This is a genomic window from Pseudanabaena sp. 'Roaring Creek', from assembly GCF_001402795.1.
Lineage (GTDB): Bacteria > Cyanobacteriota > Cyanobacteriia > Pseudanabaenales > Pseudanabaenaceae > Pseudanabaena.
Genome location: NZ_LIRE01000436.1, coordinates 1 through 3,000, shown reverse-complemented (window position 1 = coordinate 3,000; position 3,000 = coordinate 1). Strand labels below are relative to the sequence as shown.

The 3,000-nt window shown below is 45.4% G+C and carries 2 protein-coding genes; both read right to left on the bottom strand.

The window, feature by feature from the left end; translation table 11 throughout:
• Nucleotides 1-183: 183 nt before the first annotated feature.
• On the bottom strand, nucleotides 184-1,569 hold the full coding sequence (locus AC805_RS14280) for a CmpA/NrtA family ABC transporter substrate-binding protein (RefSeq protein ID WP_055076037.1): 1,386 nt from the start codon (nucleotides 1,567-1,569) through the stop codon (nucleotides 184-186).
• A gap of 36 nt (nucleotides 1,570-1,605) precedes the next feature.
• The gene (wecB, locus tag AC805_RS14275; protein WP_055076036.1) at nucleotides 1,606-2,718 is read right to left on the bottom strand and encodes a non-hydrolyzing UDP-N-acetylglucosamine 2-epimerase; all 1,113 of its coding nucleotides are present in this window, start codon (nucleotides 2,716-2,718) and stop codon (nucleotides 1,606-1,608) included.
• Nucleotides 2,719-3,000: the final 282 nt, after the last annotated feature.

Here is a 3,000-nt window from a genome sequence, read left to right as displayed (position 1 = left end):
TATAGTTGTTTTAAATAACTTGTAGACGGGCTTCGACTTCGCTCAGCCCTCGGTGTAAGCTAGCTGAGCGAAGTCGAAGCTGTAGTTTTTATTTGAATTATCTATAAATACTGGGGTTAATACAGCAATTATCGATCAAGCGAGCCGCAAGGAAGTTTTTGAAAGCGTTACTACGCAACGCTTTCAAAAACCTCCTTGGTTTGGGTTTGAGCGCAAAGCGCTGTATTGATTTGGGCGATCGGGATCGAACTGAGAACCATCAAAAAAAGTTTCTATCCCCCGTGAAGTCGAAATCGGAATATTGGTATCGGGAACGCCGATCGCTTTAGCCGCATTTCTCCAGAGATCTTCACGATTTACTGCATCAATAATTTCTCGGGTTGGCAAACTGGGCGGTAACAGCCTCCATCTTTGATATTCGCAGAGAAACCATAGATCGTGACTTTTGTAGGGATAGGAAACCGAAATACCATCATTTGACCAATATTTAATGGCGTAATTCAGGGAATTAGAACTATTTTTAAGCATTCCCTTTGTCAGCTTAGGACTGTTTTTAAAGAGTTGAGCAAACATCTTGATCGGATTTGGGCTTGTCAGGGGGTGATTGGTAAAGTTATTGGTTACGTCATTTATAAAATAGATTGCCAAAAGCGTATTTAATGTTCGGGCATTGGCAGGATCGTCACACCAAAGCTGTGCTTCCATCGTAGCTTGCAGGATAGCCTGCGTGGCGATCGGATATTTGTCTACCCAGTCGGCACGCATTGCCAAAATTTCCCCTGGATAATTGCGCCAAATTTCGCCAGTGGCGATCGCAGGCTCGGCAAGATTTCCTTCGATTAGTTTGAGCGTTCGCCAGCTATCTAAGCAGAATAAGTCAGCCCGATGCTCCTTGATTTGGGGGATGATCTCATCGAGGGGGATTTCGAGGATATCGATATCACGAAGGGGAACGATATCCATAGAGGCTAGCCAATATCGGAGCCAGAGATCGTAGTTGCTCCCAATTTCCGCGATCGCGCTATTCATCGGATTACCAAATAACTTGGCGATATCCTGCCAAGCAGAAAAGGTGGCATGTTTAACTTGAATGCCTAAAGGCTTCAATCGTTTAGAAGCGACTATATAACCTCCGTGGGTATGCAGTCGCAGCAGTACATACATGGCAGTCTTTTTTTGGTTAATTAAGCCTTCATTTAACAGTTCGGGCAGAGGGCTATAAAAATGCCCACCATCAATGCCATAGTCATTTGTGCCTAAATCCGTCCCCATCGCCGTATATTCTCCTAGAGACTGCCAACTGCGAAAGGGCACTAACTGCACATCAGTCATGCCATATTTGGCAAATAGCTTTTGTTTTTGGGCAACCAACAGCGGGGCAATTTCAATCGAAGGGATTATGCCCAGCCGTACCGATGGGATTTCAGGAATACCCGCAGCAGCAAAGGTGTTATTTGGCAATGGCTCATTTCCAAGGGGCTTAGAGCTACAGTTATTGAGAAATAAGCCCCCTGCTGCTGCGCCTAAGGTTTGGATCGCGGTTTTTAGGAGCTTGCGTCTAGATTGCATAACATTCTTGCAGTGACACAAGAGGGGCACTGCACCCTACGCTAAAAAGGAATAAACTATATCTAGAATACGTTGACTGGATTGACCATCTCCAAAGGGATTAGCCACATTTGCCATCTGTTCGTAGGCATGGCGATCGCTAAGTAGCGTAGAGGCCGCCGCAACGATGTCCTTAGTTTCTGTCCCCACGAGTTTGCTCGTACCTGCGGCGATCGCTTCAGGACGCTCGGTCGTCGAACGCAATACCAGTACAGGTTTGCCAAGACTAGGGGCTTCTTCTTGTAAACCACCTGAGTCGCTCATGATCAGATAGCAGCGTTGCATTGCCCCCACTAATTGCTCGTAATCGAGGGGTTCAACCAAGAAAATTCGGGAATGCTCGCCCAATTGAGCCATTAACGGTTCGCGTACTACGGGGTTGAGATGCATCGGCAACACTAAGGCAACATCGGGGAAATCGGCGAGAATTTGCAACCATGCTTGAATAATTTGTCCCAAAGGTTCGCCCCAATTTTCACGGCGATGAACGGTGGCTAAAATTACGCGCTGCGCCGACCAATCTAAGCCTTTGATGTCGCATTGAGGCGATCGCTTGGAAACATACAAAAGTGCATCAATAACTGTATTGCCCGTATGATGAATACCAGTTTTGACCCCAGAGACTTGCAGGTTTTCGACAGAGGCGAGGGTAGGCGCAAAATGTAGTTGGGCAATTTGGGAAACTAAACGACGATTTGCTTCCTCAGGAAATGGATTGAAGAGATTATCAGTGCGTAGTCCAGCTTCCACATGACCTACGGGAATCTGTTGATAAAAAGCTGCTAAAGCTGCGGCAAAAGCGGTGGTGGTATCTCCCTGCACTAAGACTATATCAGGCTGAATTTCTTTGTATAACTTCTCCAAACCAATCAAACTATTGCAAGTAATTTGGGTGAGGGTCTGCTTTGGCTGCATGATGTTTAAGTCATAATCAGCTGTAATGTCAAACAACTGCATCACCTGAGCGACCATTTCTCGGTGTTGCCCTGTCAGAATCACCGAAGTTTGGAAATGAGTGCTACTTCTAAACAAATGCACGATCGGCGCAAGTTTAATTGCTTCTGGACGAGTTCCTAAAGTGATGCAGACATGGAATTTATTGGACAAAATAATCCTCTCTCAGTAGGCTTTCTGAACAGATAGAGTAACTAATTAGTTCCGCATAATTTAAAAACAAAACCAGAGAGCATACCGCCCGCGTAGCGGGCGGTATGCTCTTCTAGATTTTAAGTTTACTTATGCTTAGCTACTTATGGCAAGCATATAGCAATCCTAAATGAGTTAGGCTTCGACTTCGCTCAGCCATCAGAATAGGTTGGCTGAGTGAAGTCGAAGCCCTGTTTCTCTCATGATTTTTCTCATGAATGATTTAGGATTGTGATAAACTCAATG

Excerpts from the sequence above, each read along its gene's own strand:
- AC805_RS14280 (WP_055076037.1), bottom strand. The coding sequence starts at position 1,569 with ATGCAATCTAGACGCAAGCTCCTAAAAACCGCGATCCAAACCTTAGGC.